The sequence below is a fragment of the Candidatus Omnitrophota bacterium genome, from assembly GCA_028715965.1.
Taxonomy (GTDB): Bacteria; Omnitrophota; Gorgyraeia; order Tantalellales; family Tantalellaceae; genus JAQUQS01.
The window spans coordinates 1-22,951 of the sequence record JAQUQS010000023.1 but is presented as its reverse complement, the minus strand read 5'-3'; the positions used below and the strand labels follow the sequence as shown (position 1 = coordinate 22,951).

24 protein-coding genes are annotated in these 22,951 nt (G+C 52.3%); 23 read left to right on the top strand and 1 reads right to left on the bottom strand.

Going from position 1 to position 22,951, the window contains the following annotated elements:
• Positions 1 to 74: 74 nt before the first annotated feature.
• Entirely contained in the window at positions 75 to 1,052 is a 978-nt protein-coding gene (locus tag PHH49_07820) for a lysylphosphatidylglycerol synthase transmembrane domain-containing protein (protein ID MDD5488844.1), read from the bottom strand.
• 180 nt (positions 1,053 to 1,232) lie between these two features.
• Between PHH49_07820 and PHH49_07815 the strand changes: the two genes are divergently transcribed.
• From PHH49_07815 to PHH49_07705, 23 genes are all read left to right on the top strand, one after another.
• Positions 1,233 to 1,589, top strand: a complete 357-nt coding sequence (locus PHH49_07815; GenBank protein MDD5488843.1) for a MarR family EPS-associated transcriptional regulator — start codon at positions 1,233 to 1,235, stop codon at positions 1,587 to 1,589.
• A 24-nt stretch (positions 1,590 to 1,613) separates the two neighbouring features.
• Entirely contained in the window at positions 1,614 to 2,525 is a 912-nt protein-coding gene (locus tag PHH49_07810; protein MDD5488842.1) for a phosphoglycerate dehydrogenase, read from the top strand.
• A gap of 3 nt (positions 2,526 to 2,528) precedes the next feature.
• On the top strand, positions 2,529 to 3,179 hold the full coding sequence (locus tag PHH49_07805; GenBank protein MDD5488841.1) for a cyclase family protein: 651 nt from the start codon (positions 2,529 to 2,531) through the stop codon (positions 3,177 to 3,179).
• 38 nt (positions 3,180 to 3,217) lie between these two features.
• Complete coding sequence (rfbA, locus tag PHH49_07800) at positions 3,218 to 4,099, top strand: glucose-1-phosphate thymidylyltransferase RfbA (GenBank protein MDD5488840.1); 882 nt, start codon at positions 3,218 to 3,220, stop codon at positions 4,097 to 4,099.
• Positions 4,089 to 4,640, top strand: a complete 552-nt coding sequence (gene rfbC / locus PHH49_07795) for a dTDP-4-dehydrorhamnose 3,5-epimerase (protein MDD5488839.1) — start codon at positions 4,089 to 4,091, stop codon at positions 4,638 to 4,640. Before rfbA ends, rfbC begins: the two co-directional genes overlap by 11 nt.
• Complete coding sequence (gene rfbB, locus PHH49_07790; protein MDD5488838.1) at positions 4,633 to 5,622, top strand: dTDP-glucose 4,6-dehydratase; 990 nt, start codon at positions 4,633 to 4,635, stop codon at positions 5,620 to 5,622. Before rfbC ends, rfbB begins: the two co-directional genes overlap by 8 nt.
• Positions 5,616 to 6,617 carry a UDP-N-acetylglucosamine 4,6-dehydratase (inverting) gene (gene pseB, locus PHH49_07785; protein MDD5488837.1) on the top strand — a complete coding sequence of 334 codons (1,002 nt, stop codon included), beginning with the start codon at positions 5,616 to 5,618 and terminating at the stop codon, positions 6,615 to 6,617. The genes rfbB and pseB overlap by 7 nt, the downstream gene beginning before the upstream one ends.
• Before the next feature lie 14 nt (positions 6,618 to 6,631).
• Positions 6,632 to 7,795, top strand: coding sequence for a UDP-4-amino-4,6-dideoxy-N-acetyl-beta-L-altrosamine transaminase (gene pseC, locus PHH49_07780; protein ID MDD5488836.1), 1,164 nt, complete (start codon positions 6,632 to 6,634; stop codon positions 7,793 to 7,795).
• The gene (locus PHH49_07775) at positions 7,792 to 8,652 is read left to right on the top strand and encodes a glycosyltransferase family protein (protein MDD5488835.1); all 861 of its coding nucleotides are present in this window, start codon (positions 7,792 to 7,794) and stop codon (positions 8,650 to 8,652) included. The genes pseC and PHH49_07775 overlap by 4 nt, the downstream gene beginning before the upstream one ends.
• On the top strand, positions 8,645 to 9,259 hold the full coding sequence (hisH, locus tag PHH49_07770) for an imidazole glycerol phosphate synthase subunit HisH (GenBank protein MDD5488834.1): 615 nt from the start codon (positions 8,645 to 8,647) through the stop codon (positions 9,257 to 9,259). The genes PHH49_07775 and hisH overlap by 8 nt, the downstream gene beginning before the upstream one ends.
• An 11-nt stretch (positions 9,260 to 9,270) precedes the next feature.
• Positions 9,271 to 10,059, top strand: coding sequence for a HisA/HisF-related TIM barrel protein (locus tag PHH49_07765; protein MDD5488833.1), 789 nt, complete (start codon positions 9,271 to 9,273; stop codon positions 10,057 to 10,059).
• A gap of 24 nt (positions 10,060 to 10,083) precedes the next feature.
• Positions 10,084 to 11,292 (top strand): N-acetyl sugar amidotransferase, encoded by a 1,209-nt coding sequence (locus PHH49_07760; GenBank protein MDD5488832.1) that lies wholly within the window; start codon positions 10,084 to 10,086, stop codon positions 11,290 to 11,292.
• Positions 11,293 to 11,297: 5 nt separating this feature from the next.
• Positions 11,298 to 12,719, top strand: a complete 1,422-nt coding sequence (locus tag PHH49_07755) for a bifunctional UDP-2,4-diacetamido-2,4,6-trideoxy-beta-L-altropyranose hydrolase/GNAT family N-acetyltransferase (protein ID MDD5488831.1) — start codon at positions 11,298 to 11,300, stop codon at positions 12,717 to 12,719.
• 2 nt (positions 12,720 to 12,721) lie between these two features.
• Positions 12,722 to 13,759, top strand: coding sequence for a pseudaminic acid synthase (gene pseI, locus PHH49_07750; GenBank protein MDD5488830.1), 1,038 nt, complete (start codon positions 12,722 to 12,724; stop codon positions 13,757 to 13,759).
• A complete protein-coding gene (locus tag PHH49_07745) occupies positions 13,756 to 14,487 on the top strand; it encodes a hypothetical protein (protein ID MDD5488829.1) in 732 nt (243 codons plus the stop codon). Before pseI ends, PHH49_07745 begins: the two co-directional genes overlap by 4 nt.
• Before the next feature lie 19 nt (positions 14,488 to 14,506).
• Entirely contained in the window at positions 14,507 to 15,175 is a 669-nt protein-coding gene (locus PHH49_07740; protein ID MDD5488828.1) for a hypothetical protein, read from the top strand.
• Positions 15,168 to 16,658 (top strand): hypothetical protein, encoded by a 1,491-nt coding sequence (locus tag PHH49_07735; protein MDD5488827.1) that lies wholly within the window; start codon positions 15,168 to 15,170, stop codon positions 16,656 to 16,658. Before PHH49_07740 ends, PHH49_07735 begins: the two co-directional genes overlap by 8 nt.
• Positions 16,645 to 17,631, top strand: coding sequence for a class I SAM-dependent methyltransferase (locus PHH49_07730; protein ID MDD5488826.1), 987 nt, complete (start codon positions 16,645 to 16,647; stop codon positions 17,629 to 17,631). Before PHH49_07735 ends, PHH49_07730 begins: the two co-directional genes overlap by 14 nt.
• Positions 17,628 to 19,079, top strand: a complete 1,452-nt coding sequence (locus PHH49_07725; GenBank protein ID MDD5488825.1) for a radical SAM protein — start codon at positions 17,628 to 17,630, stop codon at positions 19,077 to 19,079. The genes PHH49_07730 and PHH49_07725 overlap by 4 nt, the downstream gene beginning before the upstream one ends.
• 19 nt (positions 19,080 to 19,098) lie before the next feature.
• Positions 19,099 to 20,007, top strand: coding sequence for an NAD(P)-dependent oxidoreductase (locus PHH49_07720; GenBank protein MDD5488824.1), 909 nt, complete (start codon positions 19,099 to 19,101; stop codon positions 20,005 to 20,007).
• 17 nt (positions 20,008 to 20,024) lie between these two features.
• Positions 20,025 to 20,681: an HAD hydrolase-like protein gene (locus tag PHH49_07715; protein MDD5488823.1), complete on the top strand. Its 657-nt coding sequence runs from the start codon at positions 20,025 to 20,027 to the stop codon at positions 20,679 to 20,681.
• A complete protein-coding gene (locus PHH49_07710; GenBank protein ID MDD5488822.1) occupies positions 20,678 to 22,501 on the top strand; it encodes an ABC transporter ATP-binding protein in 1,824 nt (607 codons plus the stop codon). Before PHH49_07715 ends, PHH49_07710 begins: the two co-directional genes overlap by 4 nt.
• The coding region (locus tag PHH49_07705; protein MDD5488821.1) for a hypothetical protein at positions 22,491 to 22,951 on the top strand (461 nt) is incomplete at its 3' end. The genes PHH49_07710 and PHH49_07705, both read left to right, overlap by 11 nt.

The window sequence follows — 22,951 nt, the reverse complement described above, 5'->3', positions numbered from 1 at the left end:
CTTATCAGGATGGAAGAAGCGGTAGGGGAAGTCGAAAAGTATTTTTGACGACCACCCGACGCGGCGGAGAAAGCTCAGGTCCGTTCTTTTTTATCCGTAAGCTCTTCGTAGACGTATACGACGCCTCCCAAAATGCTTATGACCAGTGCTACCAGGTATGTCAGCAGGGAATAGATGAGTATGTTCTCTATTTCGGCCCCCGCGCGCGTGTAGAACAGGTAAGATATACCTTCCCTTACGCCAAGCCCATTGAAGGATACGGGAATAAGGGAAAGACATCCCACCAGGGGAACGAACACAAAGAAATAGTACAGGTCAACACCCAGGTTCACCGATAGTCCGACAAAATACGACAAGACCACATACAACACCTTTACCGCGAGGGAAAGCCCGAAATTCGCGGCCAGTACGGGTATCTGGTGCCTGAAATTATGCGTGGAATTGTAAAGCCGCGCGCATTTTTCCTCAAGGTTCATGAATTTAAGCAGCTTGAACGCGGGCTTATAGATAAAATCAAGTTTTTTGAACAGCGGTTTATTGAATAATAGCAGCAGGAAAAGCAGTGTTACGGTGCTCAGTATGAGTATCACGAACAAGAGATTGTTGTTGGACTCGAATATGCCCAGGTTGAGTACCGCCGCGAAGATTATCATGACGAGGGACGCTACGAAACCTATGAAACGGTCCATAAGGGTAGTGCTGAATATATCCTCGAACTTGTCGGTGGTGTCCCTCAGGCGGTATATTTTTACTACGTCCCCCCCCACGGTGCCCGGCAGGAAAGAATTAAAAAAATTACCGACAAAATAGGCCTTTGTGGAGTTTATATAGTTTATCCGCACATTACGTGACCTTAAGAGCAGGTGCCATTTATAAGAGCTTAGGAACATACTGCAGAAACTTATGATCAAAGCCAGGGAGATATACCCGGGTTTTATGGTCCGGGCTATTGATGAAAATGTCTTAAGATCAACCTTGGAAAAGAGATATAGCAATATAGAAAGGGCAAGGATGGTCTTAAGGGTGTTCCTGACGACAGGTTTTTTAAACATTTTAAAGAGAGACATCGTTTCCTTAAGATATTGTATTAGCTTAAATCGCGCAAGGCCTGACCCATGGTTATTATAATCTTTAACAACGCGAAAATTCAAGATAATTCTGGTTTTTCATCCTGTTGAAAAGAATGGCATAAAGGGTTGACATATATAACCATTATAATATAATAGTGTTCAATGAATGAACACCACATAAAAGAGGATTTTTACCGTATACTACGGCTCCTTTCGTCCGCCGACGATCTCACCCAGAGGGACGTTTCCGCGCATTTGGACATATCCCTGGGGAAGACCAATTACCTCCTGAAAGCGCTTATAGGAAAAGGCTTTATCAAGATACGCAATTTCGCGACAAGAGACCAGAAACTTAAGAAGGTTAAATATATCCTTACCAAAACGGGTTTTGAGGAAAAGGTCCAGCTGACCTATTACTTCCTGAAGAAAAAAGAAGAAGAATACCTGGCGCTCAAGAAGGAACTTGAGGCCATGCCTGATGAAAATACGGCCGCGGGGACCGCGGAAGACACGGCCTGACCACAGCGGCATATGGAGAGCAATATGAAAATATTCATATCGACCAGCACTTTCGCTGAAAAAGATACCCGGCCACTGGATGTCCTGAAAGAGAATGGCATGGAATACGATATGAACCCGCACAGGCGCAAGCTTACCGCCGAAGAGATAGCCGGTTTCCTGGCGTCAGACGCGTATGACGGCCTGATAGCCGGCACGGAGACCTTGGGTCGCCGGGCGCTGGAAGGAGCCGGGCGTCTGAAAGTGATATCACGCGTCGGCGTAGGGACGGACAATATCGACGCGGAAGTGGTAAAAGAGCGTGGCATTATGGTGCTGAACACTCCGGGCGTACTTACAGATGCCGTAGCTGAGCTTACATTAGGCTTGATACTGTCGTGCCTGAGGAGAATACCCCTGGCGGACAGGAACATAAGGACGGGGCGATGGGAAAAACCCATGGGGAACCTGTTGAAGAACAGGACGGTGGGCGTGATAGGCTTCGGGCAGATAGGCAGGAGGGTCGCTACGTTGTGTCGGGCGTTCGGGGCGCGGGTGATATTCCATGACATGAATGATGTCGGGACGGATGGCTTTGAAAAGGTGCCGCTGGACACACTGCTCAAGATATCCGACATAATGACCGTACATGTTTCCACGAAAGATATTATTTTCGACACGGGATCGTTCGGCAAGGTCAAGCCAGGGGCTATTATAGTCAACACTTCCAGGGGTACGGTAATAGATGAGGACGCGCTTTTCATGGCCCTCGAGGTGGGCAGGATATCATTTGCCGGGCTGGATGTCTTCGGGGAAGAACCTTACAAGGGGAAATTGACGGAGTGCGCCAATACCGTGCTCACTCCGCATATCGGTTCGTATGCCGAGGATGCCAGGATAGAAATGGAACTGGCGGCGGTAAAGAACCTGGTAAACGGTTTGAAGGGGCGGCGGTAAAGAATGGCCAGGATAATATTGTTATCTCATCTCATGGACGGGAACACGCCTCTTTATGGCGGTGAGGACCGGGTGGAGATGGTCCAGGGAAAGTCCATTAAGAGCGGTGATAGTTGTAATACGATGCGCCTTTCCATGACAAATCATGCCGGTACGCATGTGGATATGCCCAGGCATTTTTTTGAAAAAGGAGCTACGGTGTCGGACATGCCGCCGGAAGGATGGGTCTTCGACAGGATAACGCTGGTGGAAGTTCCCTCGGGGCCCGGTGAAAGCGTTATAGGGCCGGACCTCTTGGAAGAACCAGTGGATTGTGAACTGCTGCTTATACGTACGGGGATGGAGAAGTTCAGGAATGAGAAGACCTACATCCAAGGGTCCCCGGTAATATTGCCCGAACTGGCGGACTGGATCAAGAGTAAATGCCCCTCGATAAAGGCCGTGGGTATAGATACGATCTCTATATCGAGCCTTAACGACAGGGTAATGGGAAGGAAAGCCCATAAAGCCTTCCTTGAGAAGGGTATCATCCTGGTCGAGGACATGAAGCTTTCCGGGGTGGGGCACGTTCCTGACAGGGTTATTGTGGCGCCTTTGATGCTTAAGGACGCGGACGCGGCACCTGTAACGGTGTTCGGGTTCAGCTACGTATAGAAAGACCGGAGTGGATCAACATAACGGGAGGTATGATCATGAAAGGTATAATACTGGCGGGGGGGACGGCCACCCGTTTGTACCCTATAACGAAAGGCGTATGTAAGCAGATGCTGCCGGTATACGACAAGCCTCTCATATATTACCCTTTATCGGTGCTGATGCTCGCGGGTATAAGGGATATATTGATCATTTCCACGCCCAAGGATACACCCAGGTTCCAGGACCTTTTGGGGGATGGATCCGGACTTGGGGTGTCCCTGCGGTATCTTGTGCAAGAGACGCCGAACGGTATCGCCGACGCGTTCAGGTTGGGCGCCGATTTCATAGGAGAGGACAGTGTGTCCCTGATACTTGGGGACAATATATTTTATGGTCCCGGCCTTCCGGCTATATTACAGCGGGCCGCTGGCATCAAAAAGGGCGCGCTTATTTTCGCCTGTTACGTAAAAGATCCCGAGCGATATGGGGTTGTCGAGCTGGACGATATGAACAAGGTGGTCTCGATAGAGGAAAAACCCCGGATGCCCAAGTCGTGTTGGGCCGTTTCGGGACTGTATTTCTATGATAACCAGGTCGTGCGTATGGCCAGGGACCTTAAACCGTCACCGAGAGGAGAACTGGAGATAACGGATATAAACAACATATACGCTAGAAAAGATGAACTGGCCGTGGAATTCCTGAGAAGGGGATACGCCTGGCTGGATACGGGTACATATGATTCCCTGATAGACGCGTCTGTCTTCATAAAGACCATAGAGGACAGGCAGGGGCTTAAAATAGGGTGTATAGAGGAAGTGGCCTATCGAATGGGGTATATAACCAGGAAAAACCTGGAGGAGACGGCCCGGGGGATAAATACGGGGTACGGGGAGTATCTTATGCGAGTGGCCGGGGAAGAGGTGGGGCGTGCAGTTTAAATTCATACCTTTATCCATACCTGATGTCGTTCTCGTGGAGCCGCCGCTGTTCGGGGATAACCGCGGGTTTTTCATGGAAACATACCAGAAGAAAGTGTTCGCGGCCGGGGGCATAGTAAAGGAGTTCGTACAGGATAATCATTCCAGGTCGTCCGCGCGCGGAACGCTCAGGGGATTACATTTCCAGAAAGAACCTGTGGCACAGGGGAAGCTGGTCAGGGTGGTTTCCGGCAGTGTGCTTGATGTGGCTGTGGATATACGGAAGGGGTCACCCACGTTCGGTAAATGGGTCGGGATGGAGCTTTCCTCTGATAACCACCTTATGTTATATGTCCCCGAAGGGTTCGCCCACGGGTTCTGCACGCTGGAGGACGATACGGAAGTAGTTTACAAATGTACGGCCCCGTATTCTCCGGAGCATGACGCGGGCATATTGTGGAAAGACAGGGAGATAGGGATAACGTGGCCGGTCCCCGATCCCGTGGTCTCGGAAAAGGACGGTCGGCTGCCTTTGTTGAAGGACATAGAACCTTATGGATAAAAAAATACTTGTTACAGGGGGATGCGGGTTTATCGGGTCGCATTTTATACATCTTCTCTTGCGGACTAGGCCGGATGCCGTCGTTTATAACCTGGATAGCCTGAGCTATGCCGGCGATGTAGCGCGTCTTTCGGACCTGCCCGACAGGAGTGCGTACAGTTTCATAAAGGCGGATATAAGGGATAAGGAGGCTGTGCGTTCGATCTTCGAGCGCGGTGTGGATATCGTGGTCCATTTCGCGGCCGAGAGCCATGTGGACAATTCCATAAACGAACCCGCGCTTTTCGCGGACGTGAACGTGTGTGGTACACTTAACCTCTTGAACGCGGCCCGTGAGGCCGGGGTCAGGAAGTTCGTGCATATTTCGACCGATGAGGTGTATGGTGACATAGAGAACGGCATGTTCACGGAGGATTCCCCCATGAACCCGAGTTCCCCTTATTCGGCGAGCAAGGCGTCGGCGGACCTTTTCGTCAAGTCCTACGCGAGGACGTTCTCGCTGCCGGCGGTCATAATACGGTGTTCCAACAACTATGGCCCCTGGCAGTATCCCGAAAAATTCATGCCAGTTGTCATCTGTAACGCTGAAATGGGCCGTCAGGTGCCTATATACGCCAGAGGCGAGAACTCGAGGGAATGGATATATGTGGAAGATTGTGTGCGGGCGATCCTTACGATCATGGACAAGGGCGATGACGGCGAGGTCTATAACGTGGGAAGCGGGCACGAGGAAAGGAACATAGATACGGCAAAGGCTATCCTGGCCCTCCTGGGGAAAGGAGAAAGCCTGCTTTCTTACGTGAAGGACAGGCCGGGGCACGATATACGATATTTCCTGGACTCATCTAAGGCGCGGTCGCTTGGATGGGAGCCGGGAACCGGGTTCGACGAAGGACTTACCAGGACCGTAGCCTGGTACAGGGATAATATGGAATGGGTAAAGAAAAAGATGACAGGAGCCATAGAGGGGGAAAAATGCTGAATAACAGTACGATATTGATAACGGGAGGGACCGGATCGTTCGGGAAGAAATTCACGAGAATGATCTTCTCGAAATATCATCCCAAAAAAGTGATAATCTTCAGCCGTGACGAGTTCAAACAATACCGTATGGGCCAGGATTTCCCGGAGACAGAGTTCCCCATAAGGTTCTTTCTTGGCGATATAAGGGACAAGAGCCGCCTTTACAGGGCGTTCGAGGGCGTGGATTATGTCGTGCACGCGGCCGCGCTCAAGCAGGTGCCGGCGCTGGAATATAACCCCACGGAAGCGGTGAAGACCAACGTCGACGGCGCGGATAACATCGTGGACGCCGCGATAGACGCCGGCGTTAAAAAGGTCATCGCGCTATCGACCGACAAAGCTGTGAACCCGGTAAACCTGTATGGCGCGACCAAATTGGTGGCCGAGAAGATATTCATCGCCGCGAACGCGTACGCGGGGGACAGGGTGAAGTTCTCGGTGGTAAGATACGGCAACGTGGTAGGATCCAGGGGCAGCGTTATACCGTTCTATCTGGACCTTTCTTCGCGCGGGATCAAGGAATTCCCCGTTACGGACGAGCGGATGACCAGGTTCTGGATAACCCTTGACCAGGGAGGGGACCTTGTGTTCAAGGCCCTCAAGGAATCCGTAGGGGGAGAGGTGTTCATACCTAAGATACCGTCCATGAAACTGGTGGATCTGGCCAGGGCGATAGAACCGGAATGCCGCCTGAAACATATAGGAATAAGGCCGGGCGAAAAGATACATGAAACACTTGTGTCCCAGGATGAGGCCCGTGATACGCGGGACGAGGGCGATGTATATGTCATAAGGTCACCGTTCTACAGGAGCGAGGAGATGGTAAAGAAATATGACAGGTATCCGCGGGTCCCGGGAGAGTTCAGTTACGCGAGCGATAATAACCCTGAATGGCTTGATGTGGGTGACCTGCAAAAAATGATCGAGGGGCTGCGCGGAACGGAAGGCGTGTAGAGAAAGGCGTTGATATGGGATATATCCCTTACGGAAGACAGGATATAGACCGCGAGGACATTAACGCGGTCATAAAGGTGTTGGAAGGTGATTGGATCACCCAGGGCCCCGCCGTGGAACGTTTTGAGGAAGCCTTGTGCGCTTATACGGGGGCGAAACATGCTGTAGCGGTGTCGAATGGTACGGCGGCTCTCCATATAGCGTCCCTTGCCGCCGGTATAAGCGGCGGGGACGAGGTGATAACGAGCCCGATGACCTTTGTCGCGTCCGCTAACTGTGTATTATATTGCGGAGGCCGACCTGTGTTCGTCGATATTGAAAAAGATACGGGAAACATAGATGTTCGTTTGATAGCCGCCAGCGTGACCGAAAGAACGCGCGCGATCATCCCGGTGGACTATTCGGGCCTACCCGCCGACATGGAAGGAGTAAGGAAGATAGCCGATGAACGGGGTCTCATCGTAATAGAGGACGCGGCTCATTCGCTCGGGGCTTCATACAAAGGCGGAAAGGTCGGATCATGCCGGTATTCGGATATGACTATTTTCAGTTTCCATCCGGTAAAACCCATCACCACGGGTGAGGGTGGAGCCGTGCTCACTAACGACGCGTCCCTGGCACATAGTTTGAGGATGTTCAGGAGCCATGGAATAACAAAGGACAAGGCTTATTTCAAGCCCGGTAGAGTGCGGTCCGCCGGGGAATGGATGTACCAGATGCAGGCGCTAGGGTTCAATTATCGTATCACGGACATACAGTGCGCCCTGGGCGTTTCGCAACTCGGGAAACTGGATGTATTCACGGAACGGAGGGAACGTATCGCCGCGGCATACGACGGCGCGTTCGAAAAGAACCCATATTTCGATCCGCCTCCAGGAAGGCCTGACAGGAGATCCGCCCGCCATCTTTATCCCATACGCCTCAAGGACGCGTATAAGGCGCGCAGAGAACATATATTCGCAAGGCTCAGAAGCTCGGGGATAGGCGTCCAGGTGCATTATATACCCGTATATCAACACCTGTATTATGAGGGGCTGGGCTATAGCGCAGGTCTTTGCCCAATGGCCGAGGATTTTTATGAAAGGGAAATAAGCCTGCCGCTTTATCCCTCAATGAGCGCGGAAGATACTGCCGAGGTCATAAGCGTGGTGCTTAAAGTGTTCAGGGAGGAAGGATGAGGATCTCCGCCATCATACAAGCCAGGACCGGATCCACAAGGCTGCCGGGGAAAGTGCTCAAGGAGTTGCCTTGGAACGGGGGGGTGACCGTCCTGGAACAGGTCGTACGGCGAGCGCGAAAGACGCGGAATATCGATACGGTGATAATAGCCACGACTACCGGGGAGAACGACGACCCAATAGCCGACATAGCCGCAAGATGCGGAGCGGACCTTTTCCGCGGAAGCGAGGACGATGTCCTTGAGCGTTATTATCTCGCGGCCCGGGAGTTCGGCGCGGATGTTATTGTTAGGGTGACGAGCGATTGCCCGTGCGCCGACCCGGTGGTCATGGACGACGCCATTAACGTCCACATCGAAAAAAAAGCGGAATATACTTCTAATACCCTGGATAGGACATATCCGCACGGGCTTGATGTGGAAGTAATATCATTCGCGGCGATGGAACGCGCGTATAATAACGCGACAGAACAGCACGACAGGGAACATGTTACTCCGTATATATACCGCACGGCACCGGAAGGGTTCAAGATATCGCGGTTATACGCACCGTTGGGAGGGAATATGGGCGATATTCGGATAACACTAGATACGGCTGAGGATTACGCTCTTTTATGCTGCGTGTATGACGAATTATACGCCGTGAATGAATATTTCGGTTTGGAAGAGATCAGGAAGCTTTTCGGGAAAAAGCCCCACTTGAAGCTGATAAATGGAGGGATAAGGCAGAAGAAAATGGGCATGACGCTTAGCGAGGAATACGCGGAAGCCGAAACCGTCCTGCGTCTTATGGGAATGGGTAACGTCGCGGACAGGCTGGCGATGGGCCGGCCCGGGGAGGCCCGGAGAGATGGCTGACAGCGTGGCGGTGATCAATTACGGCATGGGGAACCTCAGGTCGGTCGTCAACGCCCTTACCTTTATCGGGGCCGAAGCGTACGTCGCGTCACATCCGCGGGAACTTGAGGGCGCGGACCGGATCGTGCTGCCGGGAGTAGGGGCTTTCGGTGACGCTATGGAAAGACTTATCTCCGGCGGATGGATAGAAGGGCTGGAAAAAGAGGTGTTGTCGGACGGGAAACCCTTCATGGGAATATGCCTGGGCATGCAGCTATTGGCCGGTACCAGCACGGAACATGGTGAGCATAATGGTCTTAACTGGATACCAGGCAAGGTGGTCCGGTTCCCGGAAAAAGAACTTGTGGTCCCGCATATAGGATGGAACGACGTGAGCTTCCGGCAGGAAGGGGGCCTGTACGCCGGCCTTGGGGATAGCGAGGCTTTTTATTTCGTCCACAGCTATTATTATGTACCGGATGATGACTCTGTCGTGACGGGGACATGTATTTACGGGTTGGAATACGCGGCCAGCCTGCGGAAGGATAATATCGTGGCTACCCAGTTCCACCCGGAAAAGAGCCATAAGGCCGGATTGGCCATATTGAAGAATTTTCTTAGTATGTAAAAGAGCGGGATATGTTAAAAAAACGTTTAATACCTGTACTGTTGTTGCAGAATGGGCTTCTGGTGAGAAGCGAGCTTTTCAAGATACACCAGATAATAGGTAACCCCGTGCATGAGGTCGAGCGTTTCAACCAGTGGAACGTGGATGAACTGGTGTACCTGGATATCACGCGTGGCGATAAATACGACCTGAGGCGTGAGGACCATAAGATAAAAGGTTTAGCCACGCCGGAAGCCATACTTGACGCCGTGAGCCGTAATTGCTTCATGCCGCTTACGTGGGGCGGGCGTATACGCAGTGTTGAGGATATGCGCAGGTGCATAAATCACGGCGCGGATAAGATATCAATAAACACATCAGCCGTGCGTACACCGGAATTGATAACCGCTGGCGCGAAAGCGTTCGGTTCGCAGGCGATAGTGGTAAGTATCGATGTTAGGGCGGAAGGTGGCTCCGCCAGGGAAGTGTTCATAGACGGCGGGCGTGAATCTACGGGGTTAGACCCGGTCGAATGGGCCATAGAGGCGGAGAAAAGGGGCGCGGGGGAGATACTCCTCCAGGTCATAGGGCGCGACGGCACGGGTTCGGGTTACGACACGGGGCTTATACGTGATATGTCTTCGGCTGTGCGGATCCCCCTGGTAGCCTGTAGCGGGGTAGCCATGTTCGAGGATTACGCGGACGGGATAAAGGCAGGCGCTTCTGCGGTGGCCGCGGCGAATATATGGCATTTCAAGGAACTTACGGACAGGGCCGGGAAAAGGGCCATGGCCCGGGCCGGTATAGATGTCCGGCTTTGACGTATAACGGAACAGGAGTTCAATATGTCCATACAATATTGCTCAAAATGCGTATACCCGGGGGTATCCGCCACTCCGCTCACGTTCGACGACAGCGGCGTGTGTTCAGGGTGCAGGGTGAACGAGATGAAGTCATCTATAGACTGGGACCGCCGGTGGAAGATGCTGCAGAAGATAACCGATGAATATCGCTCCGATACCAATTATGATATCGTCATCCCGGTGAGCGGGGGTAAGGACAGCTATTACCAGACGCATGTGGCCATCCATGAGTTGGGATTGAAACCGCTCCTTGTTACCTATCACGGCAACAATTATCTGCCGGAAGGGGAATATAACCTGTTCCGGATGCGGGAGGTCTTCGACTGTGACCATATAATAGTGCGGCCGGGGGTGGACACGCTCATTAAGATGAACCGTTTGGGCTTCAAGCTCCAGGGAGACATGAACTGGCACGCGCATTGTGGGATCTTTACCGTTCCCATACAGGTGGCGGTACGATACAAGGTACCCCTTATGATGTGGGGGGAACACGGTTTTCTGGATCTGGGAGGCATGTATTCACTCAACGATTTTGTGGAATTCACGGCCAAGTTCCGTCTTGAGCACGCGTTAAGAGGATACGATTGGCATGACTTCACCGACGAAGGCCTGGAAAAACTTGGCCGGCCAGAGCTTAAGGAAGGGCTGTCCGCAAAGGACCTCATGTGGGGACAATACCCTACTGACGATGAGATAGACGCCGTCGGTGTGCGCGGTATATACCTTGGTAATTTTGTTAACTGGGATGCCAACCAACATTCGCGTCTTGTGGTGGAGAAATACGGCTGGAGGCCGGCCGCGCAGCCGTTCGAACGCACTTATCGCATGTTCTCCAACCTGGATGATATGCATGAGAATGGGATACATGATTACCTTAAATTCATTAAATTCGGTTATGGCCGCGGGACCGACCACTCCTGTAAGGATATCCGTTCGGGGAAAATGACCCGGGCCGAAGGCATTGAGATGGTGCGTAAATATGACCACGTAAAACCGAGACGGGATCTCGAGAGGTGGCTGAAATACGTAGGCATCCCGGAAGATGAGTTCGACGCGGTATGTGATACCTTCAGGGACCCGAGGGTCTGGAGGATGGAGAACGGCAAATGGGTGAAAGACAATATTTGGGGCGAGGCGTCGGAATACGGGAACGTACATAAAGACGCGTGCGGTCCCGGGTGCAGGAAGTAGAAGGCATGAAAGTCACGATATTGACCGAGGGCGGGAGTGAAAGGGGTATGGGGCACATCACAAGGTGCCTTGCCATACGGGATGGATTGATGTCGCGTGGCGCCGAATGCGCTATCTTCGTAAATCCCGACAGCCCGGGCATGAAATTGCCTTATCAAGAGGAATACACGGAGCTTGACTGGCTTCGGGATGGGGATGGCCCGGAGCATGCGCTTAAAGGTGCCAACTTCGCTGTTGTGGATTCCTACCGCGCTGATAGGGAGGATTATGATAGGATCTCGTCCATTATGGGAACGAAGGTCGTGATGATAGACGACTATGACAGGATCGATTACCCTGAGGGAAATGTTGTCTGTCCTTCTATTTATGGTACGAAGATGCCTTATAAGGAGAAAAAAGGGGTGCGTTACTGGTTAGGGCCGGGATATATATTCCTGAGAAAAGAGTTCTATGATGTGCCGGAAAGAAAGATCAGGAAGGAAGTCCGCAAGGTTTTTATCACCCTGGGAGGGTCGGACAGGGGGGCCCTGGCCGGGAGGATATCAGGTGAGATCGATCGTCTTTCGGGGGGGCGTATGGAGATCACCGCTACCGCAGGAGCCGACAAGCCTTTTTCCCCGGCAGAAATGGTGAGGGCCATGATGGATGCCGATATATGCGTTTCAGGAGGAGGCCAGACCCTGCATGAGCTGGCCCGTACCGGGCTTCCGACCGTCGCTATAAGGCTCGCCGATAACCAGAAAATGAATGTCGAAGGGTGGGCGGCCGCGGGATTTGTAGAATACGCGGGGAACGCGGAAGACAGGGATGTACATATAAAGGCCGCTAGTAAGATCATTTCGCTTTTTCCCGGGGAAATACGGGAAAACAGGAGCCGGGTCGGACTGGCTTTGGTGGACGGCAAGGGTGCTTTAAGAATGGCGGATAAGATGTTCGAGGCGGCGGGTGAGGACAGTACGGGGATGCGGCTGAGGCCAGCAGAGGAAAAGGACGTCGAAGATATATGGCGCTGGCGTAACCACCCTGACGTAAGAAAGCGGAGCATAGATAGCAGGGAGATACATTTCTCCGAACACCGGGAATGGTTCGCGGCCCAGCTCGCGGACGGGTCCTCTACCATCTATATCTCGGAGACCGGTAGCGACAAAACAGGCCAGGCAAGGTTCAATCGGACCGGGCAAAAAGAGGCGCGTATAAGCGTTAACCTTAATCCGGAGTTCTTCGGCCGCGGTTTTGGCACGTGGCTTATCAGGAAGGCCACGGAACGGTTCCTGGAAGAAGCGCCGGCCGTTAAAGAGGTGCTGGCGGAGATACTTCCGGACAATCCGGCTTCTGTCAGGGCGTTCGAAAAAGCGGGGTATTCACCAAGGGGCGAAGGAGTGTCGGGAGGGAAAAAGGTGAGGATATTCGTTATGGAGAGGATATGAACATGAAGTTCCGCGAAATCAAGAACTGTTATATCGTGGCCGAAGTGTCGGCGAACCATGCCCAGAATTTTGAAAGGGCCATCAAAATGGTCAGGACCGCCGCGGAATGCGGCGCGGACGCGGTCAAGTTCCAGGTCTATACACCCGACACATTGACCATGGATTGCGAGAATGAATGTTTCAAGATAAAACACCCGAAGTGGGGAGGACAGACCCTTTACAGACTTTATGAAAAATCATATATGCCATGGGGGTGGCTTGGGGAGCTTAAGAAAGCCGCGAATGACGCCGGAATAGATCTTTTCGCCACGTCGTTCGATCCTTCTTCCGTGGACGCGCTTGAAGCGGTCGGGGTGGACATACACAAGATCGCCTCGTTCGAGCTGGTGGATATACCTCTGATAAAATACGCTGCGGCTACCGGTAAGACGCTCATGATGTCCACGGGCATGGCAACCGTCGAGGAGATCCGGGAAGCCGTTAACGCCGCCACCGAAGCGGGCGCGGCAGAGATAGTGCTTTTCAAGTGCGTTAGTAGTTACCCGGCTCTTCCGGAGGAGATGAACTTAAGGACCATACCCCATATGGCGGAACAGTTCGGATGCCCCATAGGTCTTTCCGACCATACTGAGGGAAGTATGGTCGCTCTTGCCGCCGTATCCCTGGGGGCAAAGGTCATCGAAAAACATTTTACGCTTTCACGGCGGGACGCTACTGCTGACAGTTTCTTTTCCCTGGAGCCGGAGGAGCTAAGGGAGCTCGTGAAGAACGTACGTTCAGTGGAAAAAGCCCTGGGGGAGGTCCATTATGGGCCGTCGCCGTCGGAAGAAGGAAGTAAGGCTTTCAGGAGGTCGCTTTTCGCGGTATCCGATATATGTAAAGGCGAGAAGTTCGGCGAGGGCAATATCAGGTCGATAAGGCCGTCTGACGGTCTTCCACCGGCACGGATGGAAGCGATCATGGGGAAGAAGGCCGTCCAAGATATCAAGAGGGGGACTCCTCTTTCCGAAGACATGATCGAGGATGGTGAGGAGCTATGAGGGAGATGATAAGGAACTGCCAGCATTACGGGCAGCATTGTACGCTGGTCGAGACCGACGCGGCTGGAGATCCGCGCTATGTCACCAAGAAGGCCATGTCGCGTGAGGGTGCGGATGCCCTGGAAAGGGAGCATGAGGGGATAAACTGGTATTGCAGGGCGCGAGGGAAGGAGGACGGGTACGTGGTCAAAAAATACGTACGCAGGCCCTCGTATTGTGAACTCTCGCTTTCATATGTGCCTGGAAAGACAGTACCTTTCTCTTTCGGGCAACGGGACCTGATGAAAAGTGTCACTATAGCGTGTATGCATTATCTTGACGTGTTCGGCTCGGCCGGGTTCAAGGTGTCGCATGGGGATTTTTTCGTGGGGAACATCATATACGATGACGAGGGTGTTGCCTGGGTGATGGATTGGGAACATTTCAATAACACGCTTCCCGCCGGTTTTGACGCTGTTTTCTGCGTAGTGGAACCGTTCTTGACCGCTCATGGATGCGGGAGGCCGTTAGGATATCCAGAGGCACACAGGGCCCGAGAGCTTTTATCCATATTAAGTGAACGCACGGGGATCCCGGGGGAGGCGTCAAGCTCTCCCGCGATGTGGTGCAGGAAGATCACGCTTGAGTCCCGCGATGTGTGGGGGAAACAGTATAGTAAGCTTCCCCAGGTCGCGTATGGCGAGGACGCGTGTATATCTGTAGACAGGTCGATAGGGAAAGATCAATAGTTGCCTGGAAGGAGAGGAAATGAACAAGGATATAACGGCGGTCGTTCCGGTAAAAGGAGCGTCCGAGAGGGTGAAAGGCAAGAATATCAGGCCGTTCCATGACACGAACCTTTTTGAATTGAAATTGGACCAACTTAAGGGCGTGAAAGGTTTCGACAGGATAATAGTATCTTCCGAGAGCGAGGGCATACTGGAGACGGCGAGGAAGAAGGGGTTCGGCACGCACGCGCGTGATCCCCGGTATTCCACCAGTGACGTGCCCATGAGCGATGTATATTCATATATAGCTTCAGAGGTCCCGGGGGAGCATATAGCGTGGGTGAATGTTACCAATCCGCTCGCAGGGACCGATGTGTATGAAAAAGCGGCGTCATTGTACCGGGACATGGGCAAGGAGCATGACTGCCTGTTAAGCGTGTATGAGGTGAAGGATTATATCTTCTACAAGGGTGAGCCGGTCAATTTCAAGCCGTCGCCATGGCCGAAATCCCAGGACCTCGAGGGGATGTACGCGTTACCTTTCGTGGTCAATATCCTGAGAAGAGAGGATATGGTCCGTTGGGGCTCTTGTGTGGGCGAGAAGCCGTATTTTTACGTGCTGGACAGGCTGACCGCGATGGATGTGGACTGGCAGGAAGATTTCGATTTTTGCGAGATGATATATAAGAAAAGGCTGGGGAATGCTTAAAGTGAACGAACTCCTGAAGTTCTCGCACGACCGGGACGCTGATTTCGCGAAGTCCTGTGGGGACCTGGGTAAGGCCATAGATAAGTTCGCCGGGCAGGAAGAGCTCTCGGAATGGTATTCTTATTTCGAAAAGATGTACGGCCTTCCCGAAAATGTCGTGAGACAGCAGGTGAAACGACATATCGAACGTTTCTATGACTATAAGATGACGGGTTTTATCGGGAAGATCTTTCCCGGACGGCCGTTCTTTTCTGCTATACGGCATATACTGGCGCTTGTTTACATGCTTGTATTTTCCCGTATGTACCGGTCCCGGCCGCGGCAATATGAACTGATCGCGGATTGGATAGCCGCGGATGACGAATATATGAGGTTCAATAACCTTATGTCGCTGTTCGGCAGGGACAAGTGCCTTGCTGTCACGGTGAAAAGGATAGGAGCGGCATTCGGTCCTACGGCATTGAGGCCGACCGGCAGGGCATATGACGTGAAGATCGTCCTGGGAACGATACGGAAAGAGATATGTGGAGGCATCTGGATTAACCTGAAGACCATGGCCGTAACGGGCATCAATGTCTTCGCGCTATCCGGGCATGTGCTGAACCAGTATCTTTATTACTCGTCGCTGTTCCGTAATAATCGCGCTAAATACTGCATACAGGAGCGACATTACCAGACCAGCGCCATAAAGAACCATCTTTTTCAGAAATACGGAGGAAGGTATTCCTGCACCTTGCAGAAGAACATATACCAGTTGGGGAGTTGCGGGTTCTATTATGACGCGGATATTCTGTTCTCCCTGGGCAGGCGTACCATGGAGCGGGCTTTCGGGTCCGGGGCGCGTATCGGTGAGGTGGTCCCGGCCGGGTCCATGTTCATGGAGTATCACTGGTTCACGGACAGGGGGCCCTACGAATTGCCGGAAGACGCCTATGATATAGTGTATCTGGGCGTGAATTTTTACGGCTCGAACCGTCTGGATGCTTACTCTACGTTCGTTGACGATTATTATGAGGCGTACAGGTGGCTCGTCAGGTTGTCAAAAGAGCGCCCGGAACTTAAAATAGCGGTGATCCACCATCCAAATTACCGGGGATACGGGCCGGAAGATGAGCTTTTGTCCGGGACGAACATACACAGGCTCGAGCATTGCGCTAACTCGTACGATGCGGCTTTCAGGTCGGGATGTCCAGTCACGTTCTGTTCGACCATGGGATACGAGCTCATAGCCCATGGCAAGCAAGCCGTATTTATGGACCCGGGACGTCGCGATACAGAGATACTGCCGGAAGATGGGATGATCGATCCGTGGCGGGCCGTGTCCTATGAGGACTTTGTGGAAAAAACTAAAAATATCATAGAAGGAAGGTTCAACCCTCCTTCCGGGTTCTGTTCGGAAGATCTTTGTATGGATAGCATGGCGGTGTCGAAAAGGATATATGGGCGATTGACGGGTGCGAAGGAGAAAAATGAAGGAAAATAGCGAAAAAGACAAAGGGTTCTTCGCGGTCGACGAAAAAATGACCAGTGGTATGGTGGACGAGCTCAACGAGCGGTTTGAAAAAGGGCTCGACAGATATTTCGATGACCTGGGCGGGCTGAAAAAGGAGTTTTCTGAGCGTGTGGATTGCCCGAATTGCGGGGAAAAAGAAGGACGTCAATTCATCCAGAAACGTTTTTCATATGTGAGATGCGCGGGATGTGGCATGGTCTATTGTTCCCCAAGATTGAACAGTGAGGTAAATACCCGCATACATAGCCGGGAGACATATATAGAGCACTTCAAATTCAAGGTCATCCCTTCAATAGATTATCGTCGGGATGTCCTGGCCCGCAGGAAATACGAGCAGCTGATGGGGTTCTTCAAGGGGCCGGGCAGGGTGATAGATATAGGATGTGGGCTTGGAGAGGTCCTCAGCGTGTTCCAGGAGAACGGATGGGATGCCATGGGGGTGGATTTCAATGAGTTCGCTATCGAGTACGCGAGGGAGAAGTTCGGCGTGAAAATAATCAATAAGGATATATTCGAGCTTGATATGCCGGAGAAGTTCGACCTCGTCATGCTGTGGGGCGTCCTGGAACATGTGTATGAACCTTTCAAGCTGCTGGAAAAGGCACGGTCGATCCTAAAACCTGATGGCCTAATGCTTGTAGAGGTGCCTTCGGCCGATTCGGTGCTTGTCAGGTATTGTGAAGGTACGGGAACAGAAGCGCATCGCACGTTCGAGTCCGCGCGGCATATAATGCTATTTTCAAGAAAAGCCCTGGTCGGGATGTGCGCTAGATCCGGGTTCTCCTGCGAGAAACTGGTGAGTAACGGTCTTGATATAACGACTTTATGCCGGATGAAAAGCCTGGACATGTCGCCGGAGCTTTCAGGCAGGTTGCAAAAGATGCTGGATGATTCCCTCCAGGGAGACCTTTTGAGGGGATTTTTCAGGAAGGAGGAAAAGTGACGGGCCGTAATGACATTCGCATACTCCTTGTCCATCCGCCGTTCGGGACCGGTGACGACAAGCGTCCTCCGGATATTTTCGATCCTCATTTCCCGTGGGGGTTGGGTTATATAAGCGGTATCCTGGACAGGGAAGGATATGATGCCCGGGTATTCGATATATATGCCCATCAATGGGACAAAAAAGAGGTAGCGGAGAGATTGAAAAAGGAAAGTTTCGATATAGTGATGATAACGGCCATGGCTACTCAATACGCGTACGTGAAGTGGTTCTCCCGGTTGGTAAAGGATATCAACCCGGGAGCCAGGATAGTGGTGGGCGGGCAGCTTGCGACGTTCAGCTGGGAAGTGGTCCTCCGGAACATGCTCGTTGATCTCTGCGTGATAGGTGAGGGGGAGATCACCACGATCGATCTTCTTGAGAACCTGGGGGAACCGTCCAGGGTAAAAGGCATAGCGTACAGGAACGGCAATGAACCCGTAAAGACCGAGCCCAGGGAGCTCATAAAGGACCTGGGGGAGATCCCCGAGCCGGTGTTCGATAAGTTCCGTATGGACATTTACAGGACCAACAAGCTCTATATCCACAATAAGTCGGCGGTACTATACAAAAAACAGAAAAGGCCGCATGTAATGGCCATGATCACCGGGAGAGGATGCCCGTTCCGGTGTAATTTCTGCAGCAGGACGTTCCGTACTATAAGGATAAAGTCACTCGACAGCATACTCAGGGAAATAGATTTCTTTATCGACAAATACGACATTGGAGGCATAAATTTCGTGGATGAACTCTTGTTCCTCAAACAGGATATGATAGACGCGCTGGCCGGGGAGCTCGGCAAGAGGGGGATATTGTGGAATGGACAGGCCAGGGTAGACACTATAAACCTCGACAGGCTTTCCTATTATAAGAAGAACGGCCTGGTCTCGATCGGGTTCGGGATAGAAAGCGGGAGCCCCGATATGTTGAAGATGATGAATAAGGGAATAACAAGGGAAAGGATAGAGGAAGTGATACGCCGTACGATAGAAGCCGGATTGCACTTGAAGATGACCCTTATATTCGGGTATCCCGGGGAGAGCGAGGATACGGTGAGGGATACGGTCGAGATGTTCAAGGGGCTGGGGCATCCGGGCAGGCGTTTCTGCATATTTACGCCGCTACCGGGTTCCGTAGCCTACAATATGGCGATAGAACAGGGGCTGATAGAGGACGAGGACGCGTATCTTTCCAGTATATACGAGGGGTATTGGCGGACTGTGGTCAATATGACGGATTTCAGCGACGGGGAAGTGGATGTTGTGCGTAAAAAGGCGGAAGCGGATATGCGGGAAAATTACAAGGAACACATAATGTCCCTTCCGGAATTCGACAGGGACAAGCATTTCCTGATATGTGAGGAGGATTTCGAGAAGGATTTCATAAATGAAAAAAAGGGATCGGTCTGAAAAGCGATAAGGAGATGATATGCCTGGTAAAAAATCTACCCTGAAGATAATGGTCACCGGCGGATCCGGTTTCCTGGGAAGCCATATAGCGGACGCGCTTACGGCCGCCGGCCACGAAGTGTACATATTCGATATAAAACCGTCAAAGTTCATCTCGGAGGGGCAGCATATGCTCATAGGTGACATAATGGACGGTGAGTCCCTGAAAGAAAGCATGAAAGGTATGGACGTGGTCTATCATCTCGCGGCGATGGCGGATGTGGACGAGGCCCAGGGGAAGCCATACGAGACGATGATGATAAATGTGCTGGGTACTACGAACGTATTGGAAGCCGCCGTGGCCGCCGGGGTAAAGCGCGTGGTGTTCGCGAGCACTATATATGTTTACAGCCGCACCGGGTCATTTTACCGGGTAAGCAAGCACGCGTGCGAACTGCTTCTTGAGGCATACCATGAAAAGCACGGTCTTGAGCATACCGTGCTCAGGTTCGGCACTTTGTACGGTCCCCGGGCGGACAAGACCAACAGCGTGCATCGTTACCTCACAGAGGCTTTTAAGACCGGCAAGATCGAGTTCAAGGGTACCGGCAAAGAAGTGAGGGAGTATATACACGTGAAGGACGCGGCGGAGATATGCGTTAACGTCCTGGACGGGTCCTTTTCCGGCGAGACGCTGATACTGACCGGGCACCACAGGATGAGGCTCAATGAGCTCCTGGATATGATAAACGAGATACTAGGAGGGAAGATACAGATTAACTACAGCCCGAAAGATTCCCGTTCGCATTACGAGCAGACGCCCTATTCTTATATCCCTCGTGTAGGGAAAAAGCTCATTACGAATAAATATTGTGATCTCGGACAGAGCCTGGTGGAGATACTCGATGAGATCAATATCTCACGGGATAATGAGGAGATACGCTTTTAACGTATGGAAAGAGTGCCATGATAAGGACCATAATATTCGATTTTGACGGGGTGCTGGCCGAATCCGTGGACATAAAGACCGTAGCCTTCGGTAAGCTCTTTGAGAACGAAGGGGCGGAGGTCGCCCGCAAGGTTGTGGAATACCATATAGCGCATACCGGGGTCTCAAGATATGACAAGTTCCGGTATTTTTACCGGGAGTTCCTTGGACGCGAACTCGATGACGATACGTTCCGGGGCCTCTGCAGACGTTTTTCGGAGCTTGTGGTGGATGAGGTGGTCAAAGCCCCTTATGTAGAAGGCGCTAAGGAGTTCCTGGAAGAGCATGCCGCCAGATACAGGTTCTATGTGGCGTCCGCCACCCCTCAGGAAGAGATAGAGGAGATAGTGGCCCGGAGGGGAATGACAAAGTTCTTTTCGCGTATATATGGCGCGCCGACCGGGAAGGACGCGGCGGTCAAGGACATACTTGAGAGGGACCCGGTGCTACCGGAGGAGGCCCTGTTCGTGGGTGATGCCTCAAGTGATATGAACGCGGCAGCCGCTTCCGATATCCATTTCGTGGCCCGGATATACGAGGGCAATGAGGACATTTTTCGGAGCTTGGGATGCGCCAGGATACGCGCGATCAGTGAGCTCAAAGACGCGATAAGCGTTCTGGAGGGGCAGGGATGACCACGAAAGACAAGACCGTGAAACATAAAGCGCTTAGGAATCTCGCGCATCTTTTGCGCCTGAAACCGAAGGACCTCCTGTTCCTTACTTCGATAATAACGATAGCTTCCGTGCTGGAAGCCGCGGGTATTGGCCTTTTGTACCCGGTCATCAACATGATAGAGGACAAGACGAAAGGGGCGTCCTACGCTGAGCGTATGAACGGCATATTAGGGACCCACATCACCGTGGAAAGTTTCTTTATGTTCGTTTTTCTCGGGATGTTCCTGGTTTTCCTGGTGAGAGGACTTTTTATCATACTTTCATTCTATTCCCAGTACCGTTTATCTGAGAAATTGAGGACGATGTTACAGGTGGAGATATTCAAGAACTACCTGGGGCAGGAATATGATTTTTTCATAAGGAACCGTACGGGGGACCTCGTGCAGAAGCAGATGACCCATACGGAAATGGCCGGTGACGCTATAGTGTATACATGCCAGATATCGCGGCACCTTTTTACTGCCGTTTGTCTTTACGTTACTTTGTTCATTGTCTCGTGGAAGGCCACGCTTTACCTGACCGGGTTCATGGTGATCATGTCCGTATTGTCGCTTATAGTTGCCAGGGCGAAAGTCTATGTGTCCTCGGAAGAGCACGCGCGGCTCCAGAAAAAGGCCTATTCGATAGTGGCCGAGGTGATAACCGGTATACGACAGGTAAAGGCGTTCCTCGCGGAGCGGTTCTTTGAGTCGCAGTTCGCGGACGCCGCCACGAAACGCGCGCGTATATACATGAGGAACGCCACATTGGGTAACCTTGTCGCGCCGGTCATGCAGACAGCGGTCCTCATCGGCATATTGGCCGGTCTCTTTCTTGCCGCGAGATCCGGAAGCGGTCCTGAAAAACTTATGCCGCTCATAGCGGTATTCGGGAGCGGCGCGTACCGTATAATGACATCAATGGCGGGGGTTAACAGTAATTTTCTGCAGATAGCCCATCTTTTGCCGTCGGTGAACATAGTGACTGACCTTTTGCGTATGAAGACGGCCGATACCAGCGGGGAAAAGGTAGCTTCATTCAACGAGGATATCACGTTCCGGGACGTGGAATTCGCCTATTCGCGTGACGGGTTTAAGCTGTCATGTGTGAACATGCGGATAGAGAAAGGCCGTTTTTACGGTATAGTCGGGGGGTCGGGCAGCGGGAAATCCACCCTTGTGGACCTCATAATAGGTTTTTATCCCAATACCGGAGGGCAGATACTGGTCGATGGGCGGGATATGAGGGAGATCGACAGGGGATCGTGGAGGAAGCATATCGGGCTGATAAGTCAGGATACTTTTATCTTCAGCGGGACTATCGAGGAGAACATCTCGTTCGCGGTGGAGGAAGGAAGCGTAGACGCGGCCAAGGTAGAGGCCGCGGCCAGGGCGGCTGATATACATGATTTCATCATGAGCCTCCCGGACGGGTATGGGACCATCGTCGGGGAGAGAGGGCTTAACCTTTCCGGCGGGCAGCGCCAGCGCCTCGCGATAGCACGCGCGGTATACAGGGACCCGGACATATATATCTTTGACGAGGCCACCAGTTCACTTGACACCTATTCCGAGAAAAAGATACAGGGCGCCATAGAGGCGTTGTCGCGGTCAAAGACCGTAATAGCGATAGCCCACAGGCTGTCCACCGTGATGAACGCTGACGAGATCATAGTTGTCCGGGAAGGCGTGATCGTTGAAAAAGGCTCCCATGATGGGCTTGTAAAAAAGAACGGTGTATACGCGGGAATGTGTGTCCACCAGATGGGTACGAACGGGGATGCGGGTAATGACGGATAGATCTGCGAAAAAAGAGTTGTTATTTCTCGTGGATGACGCGAACGAACGCCTTGTCGAAGAGGCGTTCGCGAACGGGGTCGATGTTCTCGCGTTCACGCCTTCGGCTATGCTGGAGTTGGAAAAAAGGAATAAACGCTATTTGACGACCGACATGTTCTACGGTACGGGAGAATTCAGGGAGGATAACCTGAGGCTCATGTCCGATGCCGAGGAACTCTTGAGTGAGATGGACAAGGCTTGCGCGGGAGGAGCGGGTTATCCGCGTTCATTTTCGGGGAACATCCTCTGGTTCCAGGTGCTTTTCGCCAACCTTAGATATGTATGGCGTGTATCGGACCGCATATCGGGAGGATACGACAGGGTGCGGATCGCGGCTTCACCCGTGTATGACGGAGGACTTGGCGCGGACCCGGACATTTCGCCGGAAGGGTTGGGATTCCTCCGGTTTAA

Bases quoted from the DNA above. Each gene is read 5' to 3' on its own strand.
- PHH49_07820 (MDD5488844.1), bottom strand. From the start codon at position 1,052: ATGTTTAAAAAACCTGTCGTCAGGAACACCCTTAAGACCATCCTTGCC.
- PHH49_07815 (MDD5488843.1), top strand. From the start codon at position 1,233: ATGAATGAACACCACATAAAAGAGGATTTTTACCGTATACTACGGCTC.
- PHH49_07810 (MDD5488842.1), top strand. From the start codon at position 1,614: ATGAAAATATTCATATCGACCAGCACTTTCGCTGAAAAAGATACCCGG.
- PHH49_07805 (MDD5488841.1), top strand. From the start codon at position 2,529: ATGGCCAGGATAATATTGTTATCTCATCTCATGGACGGGAACACGCCT.
- rfbA (MDD5488840.1), top strand. From the start codon at position 3,218: ATGAAAGGTATAATACTGGCGGGGGGGACGGCCACCCGTTTGTACCCT.
- rfbB (MDD5488838.1), top strand. From the start codon at position 4,633: ATGGATAAAAAAATACTTGTTACAGGGGGATGCGGGTTTATCGGGTCG.
- pseB (MDD5488837.1), top strand. From the start codon at position 5,616: ATGCTGAATAACAGTACGATATTGATAACGGGAGGGACCGGATCGTTC.
- pseC (MDD5488836.1), top strand. From the start codon at position 6,632: ATGGGATATATCCCTTACGGAAGACAGGATATAGACCGCGAGGACATT.
- PHH49_07775 (MDD5488835.1), top strand. From the start codon at position 7,792: ATGAGGATCTCCGCCATCATACAAGCCAGGACCGGATCCACAAGGCTG.
- hisH (MDD5488834.1), top strand. From the start codon at position 8,645: ATGGCTGACAGCGTGGCGGTGATCAATTACGGCATGGGGAACCTCAGG.
- PHH49_07765 (MDD5488833.1), top strand. From the start codon at position 9,271: ATGTTAAAAAAACGTTTAATACCTGTACTGTTGTTGCAGAATGGGCTT.
- PHH49_07760 (MDD5488832.1), top strand. From the start codon at position 10,084: ATGTCCATACAATATTGCTCAAAATGCGTATACCCGGGGGTATCCGCC.
- PHH49_07755 (MDD5488831.1), top strand. From the start codon at position 11,298: ATGAAAGTCACGATATTGACCGAGGGCGGGAGTGAAAGGGGTATGGGG.
- pseI (MDD5488830.1), top strand. From the start codon at position 12,722: ATGAAGTTCCGCGAAATCAAGAACTGTTATATCGTGGCCGAAGTGTCG.
- PHH49_07745 (MDD5488829.1), top strand. From the start codon at position 13,756: ATGAGGGAGATGATAAGGAACTGCCAGCATTACGGGCAGCATTGTACG.
- PHH49_07740 (MDD5488828.1), top strand. From the start codon at position 14,507: ATGAACAAGGATATAACGGCGGTCGTTCCGGTAAAAGGAGCGTCCGAG.
- PHH49_07735 (MDD5488827.1), top strand. From the start codon at position 15,168: ATGCTTAAAGTGAACGAACTCCTGAAGTTCTCGCACGACCGGGACGCT.
- PHH49_07730 (MDD5488826.1), top strand. From the start codon at position 16,645: ATGAAGGAAAATAGCGAAAAAGACAAAGGGTTCTTCGCGGTCGACGAA.
- PHH49_07720 (MDD5488824.1), top strand. From the start codon at position 19,099: ATGCCTGGTAAAAAATCTACCCTGAAGATAATGGTCACCGGCGGATCC.
- PHH49_07715 (MDD5488823.1), top strand. From the start codon at position 20,025: ATGATAAGGACCATAATATTCGATTTTGACGGGGTGCTGGCCGAATCC.
- PHH49_07710 (MDD5488822.1), top strand. From the start codon at position 20,678: ATGACCACGAAAGACAAGACCGTGAAACATAAAGCGCTTAGGAATCTC.